The organism is Shinella sp. SUS2, assembly GCF_001262505.1.
Taxonomy (GTDB): Bacteria; Pseudomonadota; Alphaproteobacteria; order Rhizobiales; family Rhizobiaceae; genus Shinella.
In genome coordinates this window covers 24,303-40,930 of sequence record NZ_KQ410733.1, presented here as the reverse complement: position 1 = coordinate 40,930, position 16,628 = coordinate 24,303, and the positions used below count along the sequence as shown (strand labels likewise).

The 16,628-nt window shown below is 66.0% G+C and carries 17 protein-coding genes; 8 read left to right on the top strand and 9 right to left on the bottom strand.

The genetic code is table 11. From position 1 onward, the window contains the following. The first annotated feature begins 212 nt into the window (after window positions 1-212). From AKG11_RS18825 to AKG11_RS35435, 4 genes are all read left to right on the top strand, one after another. The gene (locus AKG11_RS18825) at window positions 213-1,322 is read left to right on the top strand and encodes a PspA/IM30 family protein (protein WP_050745027.1); all 1,110 of its coding nucleotides are present in this window, start codon (window positions 213-215) and stop codon (window positions 1,320-1,322) included. Beyond that, window positions 1,322-1,978, top strand: a complete 657-nt coding sequence (locus tag AKG11_RS18820; protein ID WP_050745026.1) for an OB-fold-containig protein — start codon at window positions 1,322-1,324, stop codon at window positions 1,976-1,978. The genes AKG11_RS18825 and AKG11_RS18820 overlap by 1 nt, the downstream gene beginning before the upstream one ends. A gap of 6 nt (window positions 1,979-1,984) precedes the next feature. Then, on the top strand, window positions 1,985-3,679 hold the full coding sequence (locus AKG11_RS18815; protein WP_050745025.1) for a flotillin family protein: 1,695 nt from the start codon (window positions 1,985-1,987) through the stop codon (window positions 3,677-3,679). A gap of 410 nt (window positions 3,680-4,089) precedes the next feature. Then, complete coding sequence (locus tag AKG11_RS35435; RefSeq protein ID WP_050745024.1) at window positions 4,090-4,365, top strand: hypothetical protein; 276 nt, start codon at window positions 4,090-4,092, stop codon at window positions 4,363-4,365. 112 nt (window positions 4,366-4,477) lie between these two features. Here the strand turns inward: AKG11_RS35435 and AKG11_RS18805 are convergent, their stop codons facing one another. The 3 genes from AKG11_RS18805 to AKG11_RS18795 all read right to left on the bottom strand — a co-directional run bounded on the left by AKG11_RS18805 (window position 4,478) and on the right by AKG11_RS18795 (window position 7,551). Next, window positions 4,478-5,920 carry a TRAP transporter large permease gene (locus tag AKG11_RS18805; protein ID WP_050745023.1) on the bottom strand — a complete coding sequence of 481 codons (1,443 nt, stop codon included), beginning with the start codon at window positions 5,918-5,920 and terminating at the stop codon, window positions 4,478-4,480. Then, on the bottom strand, window positions 5,917-6,435 hold the full coding sequence (locus AKG11_RS18800; protein ID WP_081870545.1) for a TRAP transporter small permease: 519 nt from the start codon (window positions 6,433-6,435) through the stop codon (window positions 5,917-5,919). The genes AKG11_RS18805 and AKG11_RS18800 overlap by 4 nt, the downstream gene beginning before the upstream one ends. 63 nt (window positions 6,436-6,498) lie before the next feature. Next, entirely contained in the window at window positions 6,499-7,551 is a 1,053-nt protein-coding gene (locus tag AKG11_RS18795) for a TRAP transporter substrate-binding protein (RefSeq protein ID WP_050745022.1), read from the bottom strand. A 300-nt stretch (window positions 7,552-7,851) separates the two neighbouring features. Between AKG11_RS18795 and AKG11_RS18790 the strand changes: the two genes are divergently transcribed. Genes AKG11_RS18790 through AKG11_RS18780 form a run of 3 tightly spaced genes read left to right on the top strand, consistent with a single transcriptional unit; the run spans window position 7,852 to window position 9,507 of the window. After that, the gene (locus AKG11_RS18790; protein WP_050745021.1) at window positions 7,852-8,190 is read left to right on the top strand and encodes an ArsR/SmtB family transcription factor; all 339 of its coding nucleotides are present in this window, start codon (window positions 7,852-7,854) and stop codon (window positions 8,188-8,190) included. Then, entirely contained in the window at window positions 8,187-8,660 is a 474-nt protein-coding gene (locus AKG11_RS18785; RefSeq protein ID WP_050745020.1) for an SRPBCC family protein, read from the top strand. Before AKG11_RS18790 ends, AKG11_RS18785 begins: the two co-directional genes overlap by 4 nt. Beyond that, a complete protein-coding gene (locus AKG11_RS18780; RefSeq protein ID WP_082342524.1) occupies window positions 8,650-9,507 on the top strand; it encodes an alpha/beta fold hydrolase in 858 nt (285 codons plus the stop codon). The genes AKG11_RS18785 and AKG11_RS18780 overlap by 11 nt, the downstream gene beginning before the upstream one ends. On the opposite strand, the gene AKG11_RS18775 is transcribed toward AKG11_RS18780, so the two are convergent. Then, complete coding sequence (locus AKG11_RS18775) at window positions 9,482-10,171, bottom strand: DUF2306 domain-containing protein (protein WP_053190781.1); 690 nt, start codon at window positions 10,169-10,171, stop codon at window positions 9,482-9,484. The genes AKG11_RS18780 and AKG11_RS18775 overlap by 26 nt on opposite strands. A 103-nt stretch (window positions 10,172-10,274) precedes the next feature. On the opposite strand from AKG11_RS18775, the gene AKG11_RS18770 reads away from it, so the two are divergent. Beyond that, window positions 10,275-11,207 carry a LysR family transcriptional regulator gene (locus AKG11_RS18770; RefSeq protein ID WP_050745018.1) on the top strand — a complete coding sequence of 311 codons (933 nt, stop codon included), beginning with the start codon at window positions 10,275-10,277 and terminating at the stop codon, window positions 11,205-11,207. A gap of 41 nt (window positions 11,208-11,248) precedes the next feature. On the opposite strand, the gene AKG11_RS18765 is transcribed toward AKG11_RS18770, so the two are convergent. The 5 genes from AKG11_RS18765 to AKG11_RS18745 all read right to left on the bottom strand — a co-directional run bounded on the left by AKG11_RS18765 (window position 11,249) and on the right by AKG11_RS18745 (window position 16,599). Further along, a complete protein-coding gene (locus AKG11_RS18765; protein WP_050745017.1) occupies window positions 11,249-12,163 on the bottom strand; it encodes an SMP-30/gluconolactonase/LRE family protein in 915 nt (304 codons plus the stop codon). Between the two features lie 15 nt (window positions 12,164-12,178). Further along, window positions 12,179-13,129 (bottom strand): ABC transporter permease, encoded by a 951-nt coding sequence (locus tag AKG11_RS18760; RefSeq protein WP_050745016.1) that lies wholly within the window; start codon window positions 13,127-13,129, stop codon window positions 12,179-12,181. Then, window positions 13,126-14,067 carry an ABC transporter permease gene (locus tag AKG11_RS18755; protein ID WP_050745015.1) on the bottom strand — a complete coding sequence of 314 codons (942 nt, stop codon included), beginning with the start codon at window positions 14,065-14,067 and terminating at the stop codon, window positions 13,126-13,128. Before AKG11_RS18755 ends, AKG11_RS18760 begins: the two co-directional genes overlap by 4 nt. Then, window positions 14,064-15,518: a sugar ABC transporter ATP-binding protein gene (locus AKG11_RS18750; RefSeq protein ID WP_050745014.1), complete on the bottom strand. Its 1,455-nt coding sequence runs from the start codon at window positions 15,516-15,518 to the stop codon at window positions 14,064-14,066. Before AKG11_RS18750 ends, AKG11_RS18755 begins: the two co-directional genes overlap by 4 nt. 64 nt (window positions 15,519-15,582) lie before the next feature. Further along, window positions 15,583-16,599: an ABC transporter substrate-binding protein gene (locus tag AKG11_RS18745; protein WP_050745013.1), complete on the bottom strand. Its 1,017-nt coding sequence runs from the start codon at window positions 16,597-16,599 to the stop codon at window positions 15,583-15,585. Window positions 16,600-16,628 lie beyond the last annotated feature (29 nt).

Genomic DNA, 16,628 nt, shown 5'->3' with positions numbered 1-16,628 from the left:
GCTCTTCGTTTTCGGCAACGGTCAGGCGAGCCGCCGGTCTTCATGCTCGCGGTTCCGGCAGACGGTCAGGCAAGATGGCATCGTGTCGCTCGCGGGCGGGACGAAAAACAACGCCTGCCCCACCGAAGAGACTGCCGACCTCATCCGTTGAATAGGCAGTCGAAGCGAAATCGGCCTTGAAAGCACCAATGAAGTGCTTTATATATTTAGCTATGGCAACGAAGTTCACATCCAGCCTCAGGCTCGACCTTCAGCCCACCCCGGACATGCGCCGAGCACTGTCCGAGACGCTGGCGGCCTACCAGCAGGCCATGGCAATCCTGGACCGGACCAAGGGCGCCAATGTCGTGGCACTGCATCAGGCGGCCTATGAAGACATCCGCACCGCGACAGGGCTTCCCGCCCGCCTCGTGACACTCGCATTGCGCGACCACGGCCGCCGCAAGCCAGGAGAGATCGTCGCGGACGTCCCGCTCGATTCCAAGCTCTTCGCGGTCAAGGGCCCGGACAGCGTGAGCATTGCAACGCTCGGCGGGCGCATCGTCTTGCCCTATGCGGCAAGCGGTTATCGCGACGGCTGGGGGGATTTTGCCGAAGCGCGGCTCGTCTTTTCCGGGTCGTCCATCTGTCTCTATGCCGGCATCCAGGCCGGCATCCATTCGAAGAAGGAGGCTTCCATGTCCAACGAAGGTATCCTCGCCCGCCTCGGGCGCGTCATCGCCGGCGTCGTCAACACCGCAGTCGATGCCGCCGAGGCATCGAACCCGGTCGCCGTGGCACAGCAGGCCGTCCGCGAGATCGGCACGATCGCGGAGGAGGCCCGCGCCGCGCTCGGCGTCGCCATGGCCGCCGGCCACCGGCTGAAAGCCAAGGCCGACGACCTCGACGCGGAGATCCGCGACCTCGACGAGAAGATCAAGGTCGGGCTGGAAAGCGGCCGGGAAGACCTCGCCCGTGCCGCCACCGGCGTCCAGATCGACCTCGAAGCCCAGCGAGACGCCCTCTCCAAGGCCATCCTGGAAAATGCCGGCGAGATTGCCGAGGCCGAAGCGACGCTGCGCAGCATCGCCTCGGCCCGCGCCGATGCGATGAAACGGCTGGAGGATGCACGCCGCGCAGAGCGCGCCGTCCCACCGACCGCCACGCCCTCCCAGCGCAACGACCGGCGCCTTGCCGATGCGCTGGAGGCCGTCGAACGCGTCACCGGCGTTCCGTCCAAGCCGGCCATGGAAGGCACGGCGGAGGTGGAGGAACTGGGACGCCTGCAACGCCAGAAGGCGATCGAGGCACGCCTGGCCGCCTTCAAGCACGGTGAGCGCTGATGGATTCCATCGTCCACCCGGGCACCGCTCCCTTCTGGATCGCGCTTCTGACGGTGGCGGGCCTCGGCATCGTCGAGCTGGTCTCGGTGCTGCTCGGCGCGTCCGCCTCCGGACTGATCGAGGACGGCCTCGACTTCAACGGGCCGGGTGATGCGGAATCGGGTCTTCTCGGCGGGTGGATGTCCTGGCTCAATGCCGGCGGCGTACCGATCCTCGTGCTCGCCGTCATCCTGCTCTCCGCCTTTTCCGCTGCCGGCTTCGCCCTGCAGGCGGTCATCTCGCAGTTCCACGAACCGCTGCCGCTTTATGCCGCCGTCACCGGCGCGCTCGCCGTTGCCATTCCCGTCACCCGCTGGTCATCGCGCGGGCTGGCACGGATCATCCCGCGCGACGAGACCAGCGTGCAGGAACAGGCCGATTTCATCGGTCTCGTCGGCACGGTGACGCTCGGGCCGCTCGATCAGGGCCATCCCGGCACAGTCCGGATCAAGGATCGCTACGACAACATCCACACACTGCGTGCCCGGGCCGTGCCCGGGCACGTGATCGAGACGGGCGCGTCCGTGCTCATCGTCGACGGGAAGGACGGCCTCTTCGAAGCCATCCCCGCCCCCGCGGTGCTCGAAGACAGCCACTATCCCAACAACGGAGGGTAAACGATCATGGACTTCCTCTCGGTAGGAATCATCGCCGGGGTCATCGTGACGGCGGTCGTCGTCATCGGCATCATCATGACCTCGCTCTATACCCGCGCCACGCGCGACAAGGCCTATGTGCGCACGGGCCTCGGCGGCAAGAAGGTCGTGCTCGACGGCGGGTCGGTCATCCTGCCGATCTTCCACTCCTATTCCTGGGTGTCGCTCAGCACGCTGCGGCTGGAGGTCAAGCGCGCCGAGAACGAATCGCTGATCACCAAGGACCGCATGCGCGCCGACATCACCGCGGAATTCTATGTCCGCGTGAAGCCGGATTCGGAAAACATCGCCCTTGCCGCCCAGACGCTCGGCGATCGCACGAACGACGCGGATGCGCTGAAGACGCTGGTCGAGGCGAAGTTCGTCGACGGCCTGCGCTCGGTCGCCGCCACCATGTCGCTGCGCGACCTGCAGGAGCAGCGCGCCGAATTCGTCAAGTCGGTGCAGGCCGCGGTCGCACACGATCTGCAGTCGAACGGCCTAGAGCTGGAGTCCGTGTCGCTGACCCGTCTCGACCAGACCGACATCAAGCATTTCAACCCGAACAACAGCTTCGACGCCGAGGGCCTGACCGCGCTCACCAAGATCACCGAGGAGCGCAAGCGCGAGCGCAACCAGATCGTCCGCGACAACGAGGTGGAGATTGCCACCAAGGACCGGGAAGCCTCGCTGCGCCGCCTCACCATCGAGCGCGAACAGCGTGACGCCGAGCTGACGCAGGAACGCGATATCGCCAACAAGACCGCCGAGACGCGCGCGGAGGCAGCAAGGGCCGAACAGCTTGCGCGTCTCAGCGAGGAAACCGCCCGGCTCGATACCGAAAAGGGCATTGCCGAGCGCGACTCCCAGGCGCGCCAGGCCAAGGAAACCGCCCGCATCGACGCCGAGCGCGGCATTGCGGAACGGGAAGCCGAGGCCCGCCGGGTGACGGAAACCGCCCGTATCGACGCCGCGATTGCCGTGGCGGAGAAGAGCGAGCAGGAGCAGGCCGCCCGCGCCAAGGCGGACGAAGCCAAGGCCTCGGCCATCACCGCCGAAGAACAGGTAACGACCGCGCGGGAAGTCGAGATCGCCGAGCGCGCCAAGCGCATCGCCGTGCTCGATGCGCGCAAGGAAGCCGAACAGGCCGCGACCGCCATCACCGTGAAGGCCGAGGCCGAGCGGCAGGCTGCAGAAAACCTCGCCGCCGCGACGAAAATCCAGGCGCAGGCCGATGCGGAAGCTGCCAAGATCAAGGCGACCGGCGTTGTCGAGCTCGGTCAGGCCGAAGCTCAGGCCGAGCGCGCGCTCAACGAAGCCCGCAACGCCCTTTCGGCCAGCATCATCGAGTTCGAGCTTGCCCGCGCCCGCGTTGCCATCATACCCGAGGCGCTGGAACAGGCCATGAAGCCGATCGAGAAGATCTCGGACATCCGCATCTTCAGCGCCGGGGGCCTCGCCGGTGCGCTGGCCGGCAATGGCGGCGACGGCGCAGGAAATCCCGTCGGTGACCTCAGCAGCCAGCTTCTGAGCTTCACCGCGCAGAAACCCATCCTCGACGAGATCCTCGCACAGGCCGGCTTCAAAGGCACGGATCCGACACAGGCCCTGCTGGCCGCCTCGGTCGGCAACGCGGCGGCAAGGGTGCCCGCCGACCGCGCCAAGGACCGGGACGCCGATTGAGTATCTGATGAATGCAAGGCCGCCGGATGAACCCGGCGGCCTTGTCGCTCTGATGGAAGGAGACAAGCCATGTCAGCCATCCCTTCGATCCGGCGCCTCGCTCGCCATCTCGGCGCCGCGCTTCTCGCACTCGTGCTGACGACCGCACCCGCCCTTGCACAGGCTACCGACGTTCTCGGCATACCGGGCCCGATCGATTTCGAAGGCGACGCCTACAGGCTCGTCTGGAGCGCACAGCCCTCAGCAACCTACATCAAGCAGGAATATCTTCCGGCCGGACAGCACGCCGAGCGATATGAACAGATGATCCTGGTCGAAACCGTCACGAGCGGCATCACGGTCATGGATGCCGTCCGCGTCCAGGCAGCAATGCTGAACACCAGCGCAAGGCGACGGACCCCCTCGTCAACATGGAGGTCATCCAGAACACCCCAGCAGGCGAGGCACTGCTCGATTTCATCCTCAGCAGCAAGGATGCCGACGGACAATACATCGTCGAGTGGAACGCCTATCGCTATGCCCGCTACAGCGATGCCGGCGGCAAACCGGGCGTCATGCTCTTCGGCATCAGCCGCCGTGCCTATGGCAATGCAGCCGCCAAGGATCTGTTGACGCGGCTGAAAGCGCTCCGCCCCGGCAGGATCAAGGCGCTGACGCAGGTGCGTCTGCCCCAGCCCACACGGTGAAGCGACAGGGCCGCCTCGCGCGCGGCGTCTGCTGAAACTGCAGCCACGGCAAGGACGGCCGCGCTCGCCCTCGTTGCTCCTGCAACGCAGTGGGTTAAAGGAGCCTCCCTACCTAATTGAGCAGCCGCACGAGCGTCAGCGCAACGCCCGGCGACAGCGTGACGATGGCCAGCCGCACCAGATCGGAAATCACGAACGGCATCACGCCCCGGTAGGTCTGCACGATCGGAACGTCGGAGGCCAGCTTGTTGATGATGAAGACGTTGAGCCCGATCGGTGGGGCGGACAGGCCGATGCCGACGACGATGAGAACGAGGATGCCGAACCAGATGGCGACGTCGTCCGGCGGCATGCCGAAGTCGAGCGTCATCACGATGGGGATGAAGACGGGCAGCGTCAGCAGGATCATCGCCAGCTCATCCATCACCGCGCCGAGGACGATATAGGTCAGAAGCATGACGCAGATGACCGCATAGGGCGGCAGACCCGATTGCCCGACCATGGCGGCAAGCATCGCCGGCATCTGGGTGAGGGCGAGGAAGGCGCCGAAGACCTCTGCGCCAAGCAGGATCAGGAAGATCATCCCGCTGGTTTCCGCCGTCTGAAGCAACGCGTTCTTGAGCGCGCCAAGGCTCAGCGTGCGCTGCAGGAGGCCGATCACCAGCGTGACCGCGGCACCGACCGCGGCGCCCTCCGTGGGGGTAAACACCTCGCCATAGATGCCGCCGACAACCGTGACGGCAATGACGGCGGCGGGCACGATCGCAAAATCCGCGACAAGCAGGAGCAACCCGAAGATGGCCAGCAGAATCCCGCCGACCGTGCCGAGCGCACCCACCATCCAGCCGGCAAGACCGCCGACGAGCACGACCGCACCAGCCGGCCGGGCCCAGAACGGCCGGGGCGTCGCTGCGACATCGGCCACGCTCACCGGCGGGGCGACGTGCGGCTTGCGCCGGACGACCACCGCAATCGCGATTATATAGAAGGCTGCCGCCAGCAAGCCCGGCACGAGGGCCGCCTGGAACAGCTTGGCGATATTCTGCTCGGCCGTGATGGCATAGATCACGAGGATGACCGAAGGAGGAATGAGGATGCCGAGCGTACCGCCGGCAGCGATCGTCCCGGTACCGAAACCGGCATCGACCCGTGCGCGGCGCAGCTCCGGCAGCGCGGCCCGTCCGAAGGTCGCGGTGGTTGCGACCGACGAGCCGCAGATGGCGCCGAACCCCGTGCAGGCCGCGATCACCGCCATCGGCATGCCACCCTTGAACCGCCCGAGCCCGCGCTCCGCCACCCGGAACAGGGTCGCCGCGATCCCGGATTGTTCGGCGAGCGCGCCCATCAGGATGAAGAGCGGGATGACGGACAGCGTGTAGCTGGCAAACTGGCTGTAGGTGTTGGTCTGCAGATAATAGACCAGCGCATGCGGGCCGGAGAGATAGGCATAACCGGCGGCACCCACCGCGAGCATGGCAAGGGCGATCGGCATCCTGACGGCGATCAGGACCAGCATGGCCGCGAAACCGACAAAGGCAATGGCAAAGCCGCTCATCGGCCAGCTCCGATCTTCAACAGGGCGACGGACAAGCCAATGACGGATGCAAGCCCCGCCAGCACGGCGCAGACCAGATAGACGGGCCAGATCGGCCAGGGCAGCTGGATGAGCGTGGTTCCGTACTGCCGCGCCTCCAGACCACCGGTGAAGAGCCCCCAGGCGAAGAAGGCCAGGCATGCGGCCAGCAACAGGTCCCACAGGCCATCGATGCGCCGCGTGACACGCCCCGGCAGGGCCAGGGTGAAGGTATCGACGGCAATGTGCCCGTTGCGGGCCTGCGTGTATCCGAGGAACGAGAAGGCCGCGACGCCGATCGCGACCTCCACCAGTTCATAGTCGGCAGGCACCGGCCGATTGAAAAGCCACCGCCCGAGCACGCTGACCGTCACAAGCCCCGCGGCAAGGCAGAGCAGCACGCCGCCGATAAAGGCGAGGCAGCCAGCCAGCCGCTCGATCCCGCGGCGCAGCGGCGCAGCGGCCACCGCGCCCTCGTTTCCCATGTCTTCCGTCATTCCGGCCCCAGGTCTTGAGTTGCGATGGCGCCGGTCCGGGCGCGCACAGGACAGACGGCGCCGTCAGGCGCTCGAGTATTTCTTGACGAGCGCCTGCGCAGCGTCAATCAGGGCCTTGCCATCAAGATCCTTGGCCTTCATGTCCTCGATCCACTTACCGTGGACGGGCTGCGTTGCCGCCACCCATTTCGCCTTCTCCTCCTCGCTGATGGTGCCGATCGTGCCCGAGCCGGAAGACTCGATGGAAGCGCGCACTTCGGCGCCGACGGTGTCCCACATCTCGCCCGCCTTCTTTGCGAAGGTCATGCCGCTGTTGGCATCCAGAACCGCCTTCAGGTCAGCCGGCAGGCCCTCGTACTTGCCCTTGTTCATCGCCAGGAAGAACGTCGCGGTGTAGAGCGTCGGCGAGCCGGGGATTTCGGTGTGGAACTTGGTGAGCTCGTTCACCTTGATGGAGGGCACGACCTCCCATGGGATGACGCAGCCGTCGATCGCCCGCTGGGCCAGCGCTTCCGGCACCTGCGGCACAGGCATTCCGACCGGGGTCGCACCAAGCGCGGCCAGCGCCTCGCCGGCAAGGCGCGTCGGGTTTCTGAGCTTCAGGCCGGCCAGATCGGCACCGGACTTGATCTCCTTGTTGGTGTGGATAAGCCCGTGATCATGCGCCCAGAAGCACAGAAGCTGGGTGTCGCCCGCCTCCTTCAGGACATGGGTCTGGCCGTATTCCTGGCAGGCCTGCGCATTGACGGTTGCTTCTCTTGCGGCAAGGAAGGGAAGCTCGAACACTTCGGTAGACGGGAACCGCCCGGGCGTGTTACCCGGCAGGGTCCAGACGATATCGACAACACCGTTGGCCGCCTGGTCGTAAAGCTGCGGCGGCTTTCCACCCAGCTGCATGGCCGGGAAGATATCGACCTTCAGAGCACCGCCGCTCTGTTCCTCCAGGGCCTTGGCCCAGGGCATCAGAAGCCGCTGATGGACATTGGACGCCGGCGGGAGGAAATGGTGCAGCTTCAGCGTCACTGCGCTCTGGGCCCGGCCGCTTCCCGCACCGAGGATGAAGGGCGCCGCAAGCAGCGCACCGCCGGTCTTCATCAAGTTCCGTCTGCTCAGCATCGTAATCTCCTCCCTGTCAATCCGATGTCGACCCGCCCCGCAAGCCCATACTTCCGGCGGCGCCGGCCACGCCTGGTCCGATGAAGCGCCCGTCTCTCCTCATCAGGGCGCCAATCCATTAACATGTTAAGTTTATTCGTTGCGACCTGTCAAGTGCCAGCCCGCGACGGGCCTGATGCCCTGGAAAATGGCCCTTCCGAAAACAGAACACACAAATAGTTTCCCATCAAGGAAACAGTCTTGACAGGAGAGCTCGCCCTGATAGTTTCCACAACAGGAAACCAATGCAGGAAATGCCAGATGCTGCAACCCACGCTCGATCGCATGTTCCTGGCGCTGTCGGACCCCGGGCGCCGGGCCATGGTGGAACGCCTCAGTCTCCGGCCGGCGACGGTGAAGCAGCTTGCCGAGCCCCTGGGCATGCGCCTGCCCTCGGCCGTCAAGCATCTGAAAGTGCTGGAGGAAGGCGGGCTCGTCGCCTCGCGCAAGCGTGGCCGCGAGCGAACCTTCCGCCTGCAGGTCGAGGCCATGAGGACCATCAGCGAATGGGCCCACAGCCGGGAGGCGGCCTGGCATGCCGCCTTTGATCGCCTTGCCGCGGCCATGCAGGAAATCGACGAAGAGGAGAGACAATCATGATCCCGACCGAGCTGGAACATACGACATTCACGATCGAGCGCGACCTGCCCGGCAGCCCCGCCCACGCCTTCCGGTTCTGGGCGGATCCGCGGCTCAAGGCCCTCTGGAACGCCTGCCATGCCGACTGGACGGTGCTGGAGGAAGCATTCGACTTCCGGGTCGGCGGCGCAGAGCGCAAGCACTGGCGCACGCCCGAGGGCAAGGACCTGACGTTCCAGGCCTTCTATCTCGACATCGAACCCGGCCGGCGGATCATCTATGCCTATGAAATGACCTTTGGCGGGCAAAGGCTCTCGGCGTCCCTCGTCACCGTGGAGCTGAAGCCGCTCGGCGCGGCCACGCGTGCCACCGTCACCGAGCAGGCGGCCTTCCTGACCGGCGGCACCCGCGAACAGCGTATCCAGGGCACGGAGGAAGGCTACGACCGGCTCGTCGCCGCCGTCGAACGGGAAACGGTCCATGCGCATTGAGTGCGCGGCCAGGCGGAGCGCCGCCTACCTGTTCCTCGCCTTTGCCGCGCTTTCCACGGCAGGCTACGCCGCAAGGGCCGAGAGCAGCTATGCCCGGATCGGTCCGCTCAGGATGTACTACGAGGTGCATGGTAACGGCAGGCCCCTGCTGATCCTGCATGGCGGCGGGTCCACCATCCGGACCACCTTCGGCGCCATCCTCCCGGCGCTTGCGAAGAACCATACCGTGATCGCCCCGGAGCAGCAGGGGCACGGCCACACGGCAGACGTGGACCGGCCGCTATCCTTCCGGCAGATGGCGGACGACACGGCCGCCCTTGTCCGCAAGCTCGGCGTTGGTCCGGTGGATGTACTCGGGTTCAGCAACGGCGGCAGCATTGCCATGGAAATGGCGATGCGCCATCCGGGTCTCGTCCGGCGCCTGGTGGTGGCGTCGGTCTACTATCGCCGCGACGGCATCCATCCCGAACTGCTGCGGTCCTTCAGGACGGCGAACGCGGCGGATATGCCAGAGGTCTATCGCAATGCCTATCTCGCCGTCGCGCCAGACCCCGACGCCCTTGCCGAACTGACGCCGAAGCTGATGCGCAACATCCTCTCGTTCGAGGGGTGGACCGAGGCGAACCTCGCCACCATCAAGGCTCCCACGATGATCCTGCAAGCCAACCAGGATGTCGCGCCGGTCGAGCACATCGCCGCCCTCAGCAAGGCCATTCACGGATCCCAGCTCGTCGTCCTGCCGGGCGGGCACGGCGGCTATCTCGGCGAGGTGCTGGCCGCAAGGCCGGGCAGCAGGCTTGCCGACTATACAACCGGCATCATCATGGAGTTTCTGGACGCGCCGTGAACGATGCTCCGCCCCTTGCGGTGGTAATGATGAACCATTCGGCGGCGAGCGCCGAAACGGTGATCGAGCCCCAGATACTGACGATGTAGATCTGCTCGAACGAGAGCGACGGAACGAACGGCATGGCGACCATGCCCGCGATCAGGATCACACGCAGCAGCACGGCCGCGAAGGTCAGCGCATAGTTCCGGATCATCCAGATGCGATGATCGGCGAAGCGGCGCTCGCGCACCGCCCGATAGGCATGGAAGGCCGAATAGAGCCAGGCGACGACGAGAAGGCCGAACCCGACCTGCGCGGCAAACCCCGCCGTGGTCATGACCGTGACGGGAACGGCCGCGATCCCGCCTACCAGGATGCAGGCGAGGTAGACCCTGCCGCCCAGCCGATGCAGCTGTGGCCAGCGCGCGCGCAGGGCCGGATGAAACTGGAACGGACCGATCAACAGGGCGAGGCCGCCGGAGGCGGCATGGAGGAACAGCCAGCTCAGGTGCGAGGGGAAGGCCAGGTTGAGCGGTATGCGGCTCGACAGCGGATCGAGCAGAAGATAGGGCGGAACGGCATAGAGGCCGACGGCAATCGCCGCAGCCGCGACGAGGCCCCACCCCCAACGGCGGTTGAGGGAAAGTGGAAGCGGGGTGCCAGAGGATCGGCTGACGGACATGGTCTTGCTCCGAAGGGCGCTGTTGTTGGCTGCGGAGCACCATGCCATCACCGGCAACCTGAATAAAATTGCCAGATTTCCTTGAGCTGCTAGTATCTTTCTTATGAGCACGATCGTTTCCTGGGATCATCAGCGGGCTTTTCTGGCCGTGATCGAAGAGGGTAGTCTTTCCGGCGCCGCCCGGCGGCTCGGCGTATCGCAACCCACCGTTCGCGGCTGGATCGCCGGCTTGGAGGCAGCGCTGGACACGCGGCTGTTCAGCCGCTCGGTGAACGGCCTGATCCCGACCGACGGGGCGCGCGCACTCGTCGCGCCGGCGCGCGCAATGTCACTCGCCTCGGATGTGTTCGTTCGCCGGGCCAGCGCCCCGCCGGGCGAGATCGCCGGCGCTGTCAAGGTCAGCGTATCGGAGACGATGGGGCTTGAGGTGGTGCCGCCGATGCTCGTCGCCCTGCGTCGGGCCTATCCTGCCCTTACCGTCGAACTGCAGGTGTCGAACAGGCCGGCCGATCTTCTCGGCCAGGAGGTCGATATCGCCATACGGGCCTTCGCCCCGGAGCAGGACGCCTTGATCGCCCGGAAGGTCGGAGCGATGCCGCTCGGTTTCTTCGCAAGCAGCGACTATCTGGAACGGCGGGGCTGGCCGCAGACGATCGCCGACCTTGCCGGCCACGACATCGTCGGCCCCGATCGCACGGCCAGCGACCTGCAGCTCGGCAAGGCAGCAGTGCCTGACATCAGCCCGGCCGGCTACGCGCTGCGTACGGACTGCCACCCGGCACGGATCGCCGCCGTTCGGGCGGGGCTCGGCATCACCATCATGCAGATCGCCGTCGGATCGAAGGATCCGGGCCTGCACCGCCTCTTTCCCGATATGGTGGCGGCGTCCATGGACATCTGGATCGTCGCCCATGAAGATCTGAGGTCCGTGGCGCGGGTCGCGGCGGTGTTCGACCATTTCGTCGCCGCCTTCCTCGATTTTACAAGCGAGCAGCGGGAGCCGAAAGCTGCGCCGGATTCGCCCGTTCCCGGATGACACGATCGGGAAGAGAACCGCTGGCGCTGCGGCAAGGTCCTTCAGGGGGGTTGGCTACCCGACACGGCGAGGTAGACCGAATAGAGCGAGGCGGTCGCGGTGATGAAGAGCCGGTTGCGCCGCGGGCCGCCGAAGGTCAGGTTGGCGACGGTCTGGGGAACGCGGATCTTGCCGACGAGTTTTCCTGCCGGGTCGAAGCAATGCACGCCGTCGCCGGCGCTGGACCAGAGATTGCCTAGAATATCGGTGCGGATGCCGTCGGGAATGCCGGCATCAATGTGGCAGAAGACGCGGCTGTTCTGAAGGCGACGACCATCGATCACGTCGAAGGCGCGGATATGGCGGGGCAGCGCGGGGTCGTGGCTCGCGGCGGAATCGGCGACGTAGAGCGTTCGCTCGTCCGGCGAGAAGGCGAGGCCGTTGGGCTGGGCGAAATCGCTGACGACGGCCTCGATTGCACCGGTTTCCGGGTCGAGGCGATAGACGTTGCGCGCCGCCTGCTCCGGCTCGGCCCGGTAGCCCTCGTAGTCCGAGAGGATGCCGTAGGTCGGGTCGGTGAACCAGACGGAGCCGTCCGATTTCACCACGACGTCGTTGGGGGAATTGAGGCGTTTTCCCTGATGGCTATCGGCAAGCACGGTGACCGAACCGTCGATCTCCGTGCGCGTGACGCGGCGCAGGCCGTGTTCGCAGGAGACGAGGCGGCCCTGCGGGTCACGGGTGTGGCCGTTGGCGAAATTCGAGGGCTGTCGGTAGACGGAGACGCCGCCCTCCGGCGTCCAGCGCAGGATGCGCTGGTTGGGGATATCGCTCCACAGGAGCTGGTTGGCGTCGCTGAACCAGACCGGGCCTTCCGCCCAGCGGCAGCCGGTATGAAGCTCTTCCAGCCGCGCGCTGCTGACGATCAGGTGCAGGAAGCGCGGATCGTGGATTTCAAAAGGGGAATCGGAGGCCATGGCTGGGTTCCTGGATTACCGGGCGCCGGGTCGGCGGCCGCCCGCAAGCATGATGACGCTGATGATGATGAGACCGGTCATGATGAGGCGCACGCCGGCGCCGAGACCGTAGGTGTTGAGCATGGACACGACGAGGAACATGAAGAGCGAGGCGCCCCAGATGCCCGGCACGTTGGAATCGCCGCCCGCCACCGCCGTGCCGCCGATGACCACGACGGCGATCGACATCAAAAGATATTCCGAGCCCATGTTGAGCGCCGCGCCGCCGGAAAAGCAGGCGAGCAGGTAGCCGGCAAGCGCAGCGAGCACCGCGCATAAGACATAGGTGACGAAGCGCGTGCCATCGACGGGAATACCGGCCATGCGCGCCGCCGGCATGCTCTGGCCGATGGCGGAAATCCAGCGGCCGTACAGCGTCTTTTCGAGGAGCAGCCAGGCGGCAAGCGAGAGAACAAGCGCGATGAGCGCCACATTGGGCACGCCGAGGGTGCTGGCCGTGGTGAACTCGGCAAGGAAGGGCGGCGGCTTGATGCGTAGGCCCCGGTTCGTCCAGATCGCCGTCGACTGCACGATGAAACTCATCGACAGCGTCGCGATGATCGGCGGGATGCGCAGCGTCTTGATGAGCGCATAGTTGCCGATACCGACGGCGACGCCGATGAGGATGGCGACGAAGAGGCCCGGCAGGATCATGCCGTTCTCGACATTCATCAGCTTCAGCGCCACCGTGCCGGCAAGCGTCATGGTGGCGGGCACGGAGAGGTCGATATTGCCCGGCCCGAGCGTGATGACGAACATCTGGCCGATGCCGACGATGATGGAGAAGGCGGCGAAGGTGAGCGCGGCCTGGGTGAGCCCGATGGCACTCGCGCCGCCCGTCACGGAGATCGTCGCGAGCCAGACGACGAAGGCGGCGATCCACGACCAGATCCAGCTTTTTTGCGCAAGTCGGTGAAAAAGGGTCATCGCCGCGTCTCCCTCACCTCGATGCGGTTGAGGACGAGGCGAAGCGCCAGCACGACGATGAGGATCGCGCCCTGTGCGCCGATCTGCCAATCGGGCGAGATGCGCAGGAACGAGAGGAACGAGCCGGCCAGCGTCAGCGTCAACGCGCCGATGACGGCGCCGACCGGGGAGACGCGACCGCCGATGAATTCACCGCCGCCGAGGATGACGCCGGCAATCGAGAGCAACGTATAGCGCAGCGCAATGTTGGCGTCCGCCGAGGTGGTGAGCCCGACGAGCGCGATGCCGGCAAGCACGGCAAAAAGACCGGCAAGCCCATAGGCCGCCGCCCGGGCAGCAATCACCGACCAGCCGGCACGCTCGATGGAGCGCTGGTTGCCGCCGACGCCGCGCATGAGCACGCCGAGCGAGGAGCGCATGACGAGGAGATGGGCAACAACGGCGATGACGATGCTGGCGACGATCGCCATCGGCGCGACCGGCGGCTTCATCGTCATCAGCGCGCGCACCCAGTCCGGCGCCTGCCCGCCCGGCGCCGGCAGCAGCAGCACGGCAAGGCCCGCCCAGACAAAACTCATGCCGAGCGTGACGACGATGGACGGCAGGTTGCGCAGGTGGATGACGACGCCGATCAGCGCGTAGACTGAGACAGCCCCAGCGAGGATGAGAACGCCGAGGAGCGGCGCATCGCGCAGGAAGGTGGCGGTCACGCAGGCGACGAAGCTGACGAAGGCGCCCATGGAGAGGTCGAGATCGTTGACCGCCATGATCAGCATCTGCGCGATGGTGGCGAGCGCGATCGGAACCGCGAGATTGAACAGGAGGTTGAGGCCGACATAGCTCATCGCCCGCGGCTGAAGCCAGAAGACGGCGGCGAGAAGAACGGTCAGGGAGAGCGCCGGAATGAGAAGGCGCAGTGCATCATTGGACAACCTCATGCGGCCACTCCCTCGAAGGAGGCGGCGAGGATGTTGGCTTCGCTGACGGCGTCGCCCGAGAGTTCGGCGACGATTTTGCCCTCACGGAAAACATAGACGCGGTCGCAGAGGCAGACCTCCTCCATCTCCGTCGAATACCAGACGAAGGTGCGGCCGTTTGCGGCCTCCTGGCGCACGATCTCGTAGACCTCCTGCTTGGTGCCGACATCGACGCCACGCATCGGATCGTCCATCAGCACGACCGGCGCGCGGGTGACAAGCGCCCGGGCGAACAGCACCTTCTGCTGGTTGCCGCCGGAAAGCGACAGGATGCGGTTGCCCATATCCGGCGTGCGGATCTCGATGCGCTTCTTCCAGTCCGCCCCGCGCGCGTCCTCCTCGCCGGTCCGCACCAGACCGTTGCGCGTCATGTCACCGAGCGAGGCGATGGAAAAATTGCGCAGGATGCTCCAGAGCTCGAACACGCCGTTGAGGCGGCGGTCGCCGGCGACGAAGGTGACGGCGGGATCGCGTGCCGGCAGCCAGGCGCCGCTTCGCGCCGCATGCAGCGTCATCAGCATCTCGGTCTGGCCATGGCCGGCGAGGCCCGCAAGCCCGACGATCTCGCCGGTCCGCGCAACGAGCGGCAGGCCGCGCCCGCTCTCCTCCAGCACGACGGGCGCACCGGCAAGATCGCGCGCAGCGCGACGATGGGCCTCGCCCTTCACCACGCTGCCCATAGCCTCGACGAGGCTGCGTTCGGAGAAATCCGCTGCCGGCCGCTCCGCGACGATGCGGCCGTCCTTCATCACGACGATCCGGTCCGCGGTCGAAAGAATTTCGTTCAGGATGTGCGAGATGAAGATCACCGACCCGCCGCCCGCGACGAAGCGGCGGACATGGACGAGCATCTGTTCGGCAAGACTGGCATCGAGCGAAGAGGTCGGCTCATCGAGGATGACGAGACGTGGCGCGACGCCCGCATCGGAAAAGGCCATGGCGATCTCGACCATCTGCCGCTCGGCGATGGAGAGTTCGCCGACCGTGCGGTCGCTCGCAATGCCGTGGCCGGGGAAGATCGTGGCAAGGCTCGCCTCGATGACCGCCCGCGCCCGCCGCCGCCAACCGAAGCCACCGAGCGAACGGTGCACCAGCCGGACATTTTCGACGATGGTGAGGTTGGGGCACAGAGACAGTTCCTGGAAGACGCACCGGACACCGCGGGCGCGCGCCGCGGTGATGCCGTAGCGCACGATCGCCCCGTCCTCGCCCGCAACGCCGCCATCGTGCGGCGTCAGGCCACCGTTGATGACGCTGACGATCGTCGACTTGCCGGCACCGTTGTGGCCGACGAGACCGACGCATTCGCCCGGCAGGATCGACAGCGTCACGCCGTCGAGCGCCTTGACCGCCCCGAAACTCACCCGGGCCTCGGTGACCGCGATCACCGGTTTCCGCTTTTCACCCGTCATTGGCCATCGCTTCTGTGCTGGAAAAGACCGCGCGGCCAGGGCGACCGCGCGGCGCCGGGAGGCCTTACTTGGCGGCTTCGATGACCTTGATGGCGTCGGCCTGCGAATATTCCACATTCGCGACGCCGCCCGCCTGGGTGTTCGCGAGGTTGGCTTCGAGGTTGTCCTGGTCGATGCGCAGGAACGGCACGACGAGGTCTTTCTTGACCTCCTTGCCGTCAAGGATCTGCTGGGCGACCCAGAAGGCGAGCGTCGAAACACCGGGCGCGATGGAGACGGACATGGTTTCGTAGCCGCCCGCGTCCTTCTGTTCCTTCCACCACTTCAGCTCGTCCTCGCGGTTGCCCATGACGATGACCGGCATCGGCCGCTTGGCCGCGGCAATCGCCTGCGCCGCGCCATAACCGTCACCGCCCTGCGTGACGACGCCGGCGATCTCGGGCAGGCTCGGCAGAATGCCCGCGACGGCCTTCTGCGCGACGTCCTGCGCCCAGTCGCCATGCACCGAGCCGACGACCTTGAACTGCGGGAACTGCTTTACGCCCTCATGGATGCCCGCCGAGATCTCGTCATCGACGAAGACGCCGGCAAGACCGCGGATTTCGAGCAGATTGCCGCCCTCGGGCAGCTTCTTCGAGAGATATTCGACCTGGCTGCGGCCCATTTCCTTGAAGTCGACGGCGATGCGCCAGGCGCAGGGCTCCGTCACGATGCCGTCGAAGGAGACGACGGTGATGCCGGCATCGCAGGCTTCCTTGACCGCGCCGTTCAGCGCCGTCGGCGAGGCGGCGTTGACCACGATGGCGTCATAGCCCTGCAAGATCATGTTCTGGATCTGCGCGGCCTGCTCGGTCGCCTGATTCTCGGCGGTGGTGAACGGATCGGCGGCGGCAACCGCGCCAGCCTTCACGGCCTCGCCCGTCACCTTGTCCCAGCTCGTCAGCATGGCCTGACGCCAGGAATTGCCGGCATAGTTGTTGGAAAGGGCGATCTTCTTGCCCGACGTGTCGGCGAAGGCGGAAACGGGCATGGCGACGCACGCGGCGACGGCCGATGCCAGAAGCATCTTACGAATTCCCATCTGTCTCTCTCCCTCAGGATCCAGTTGGC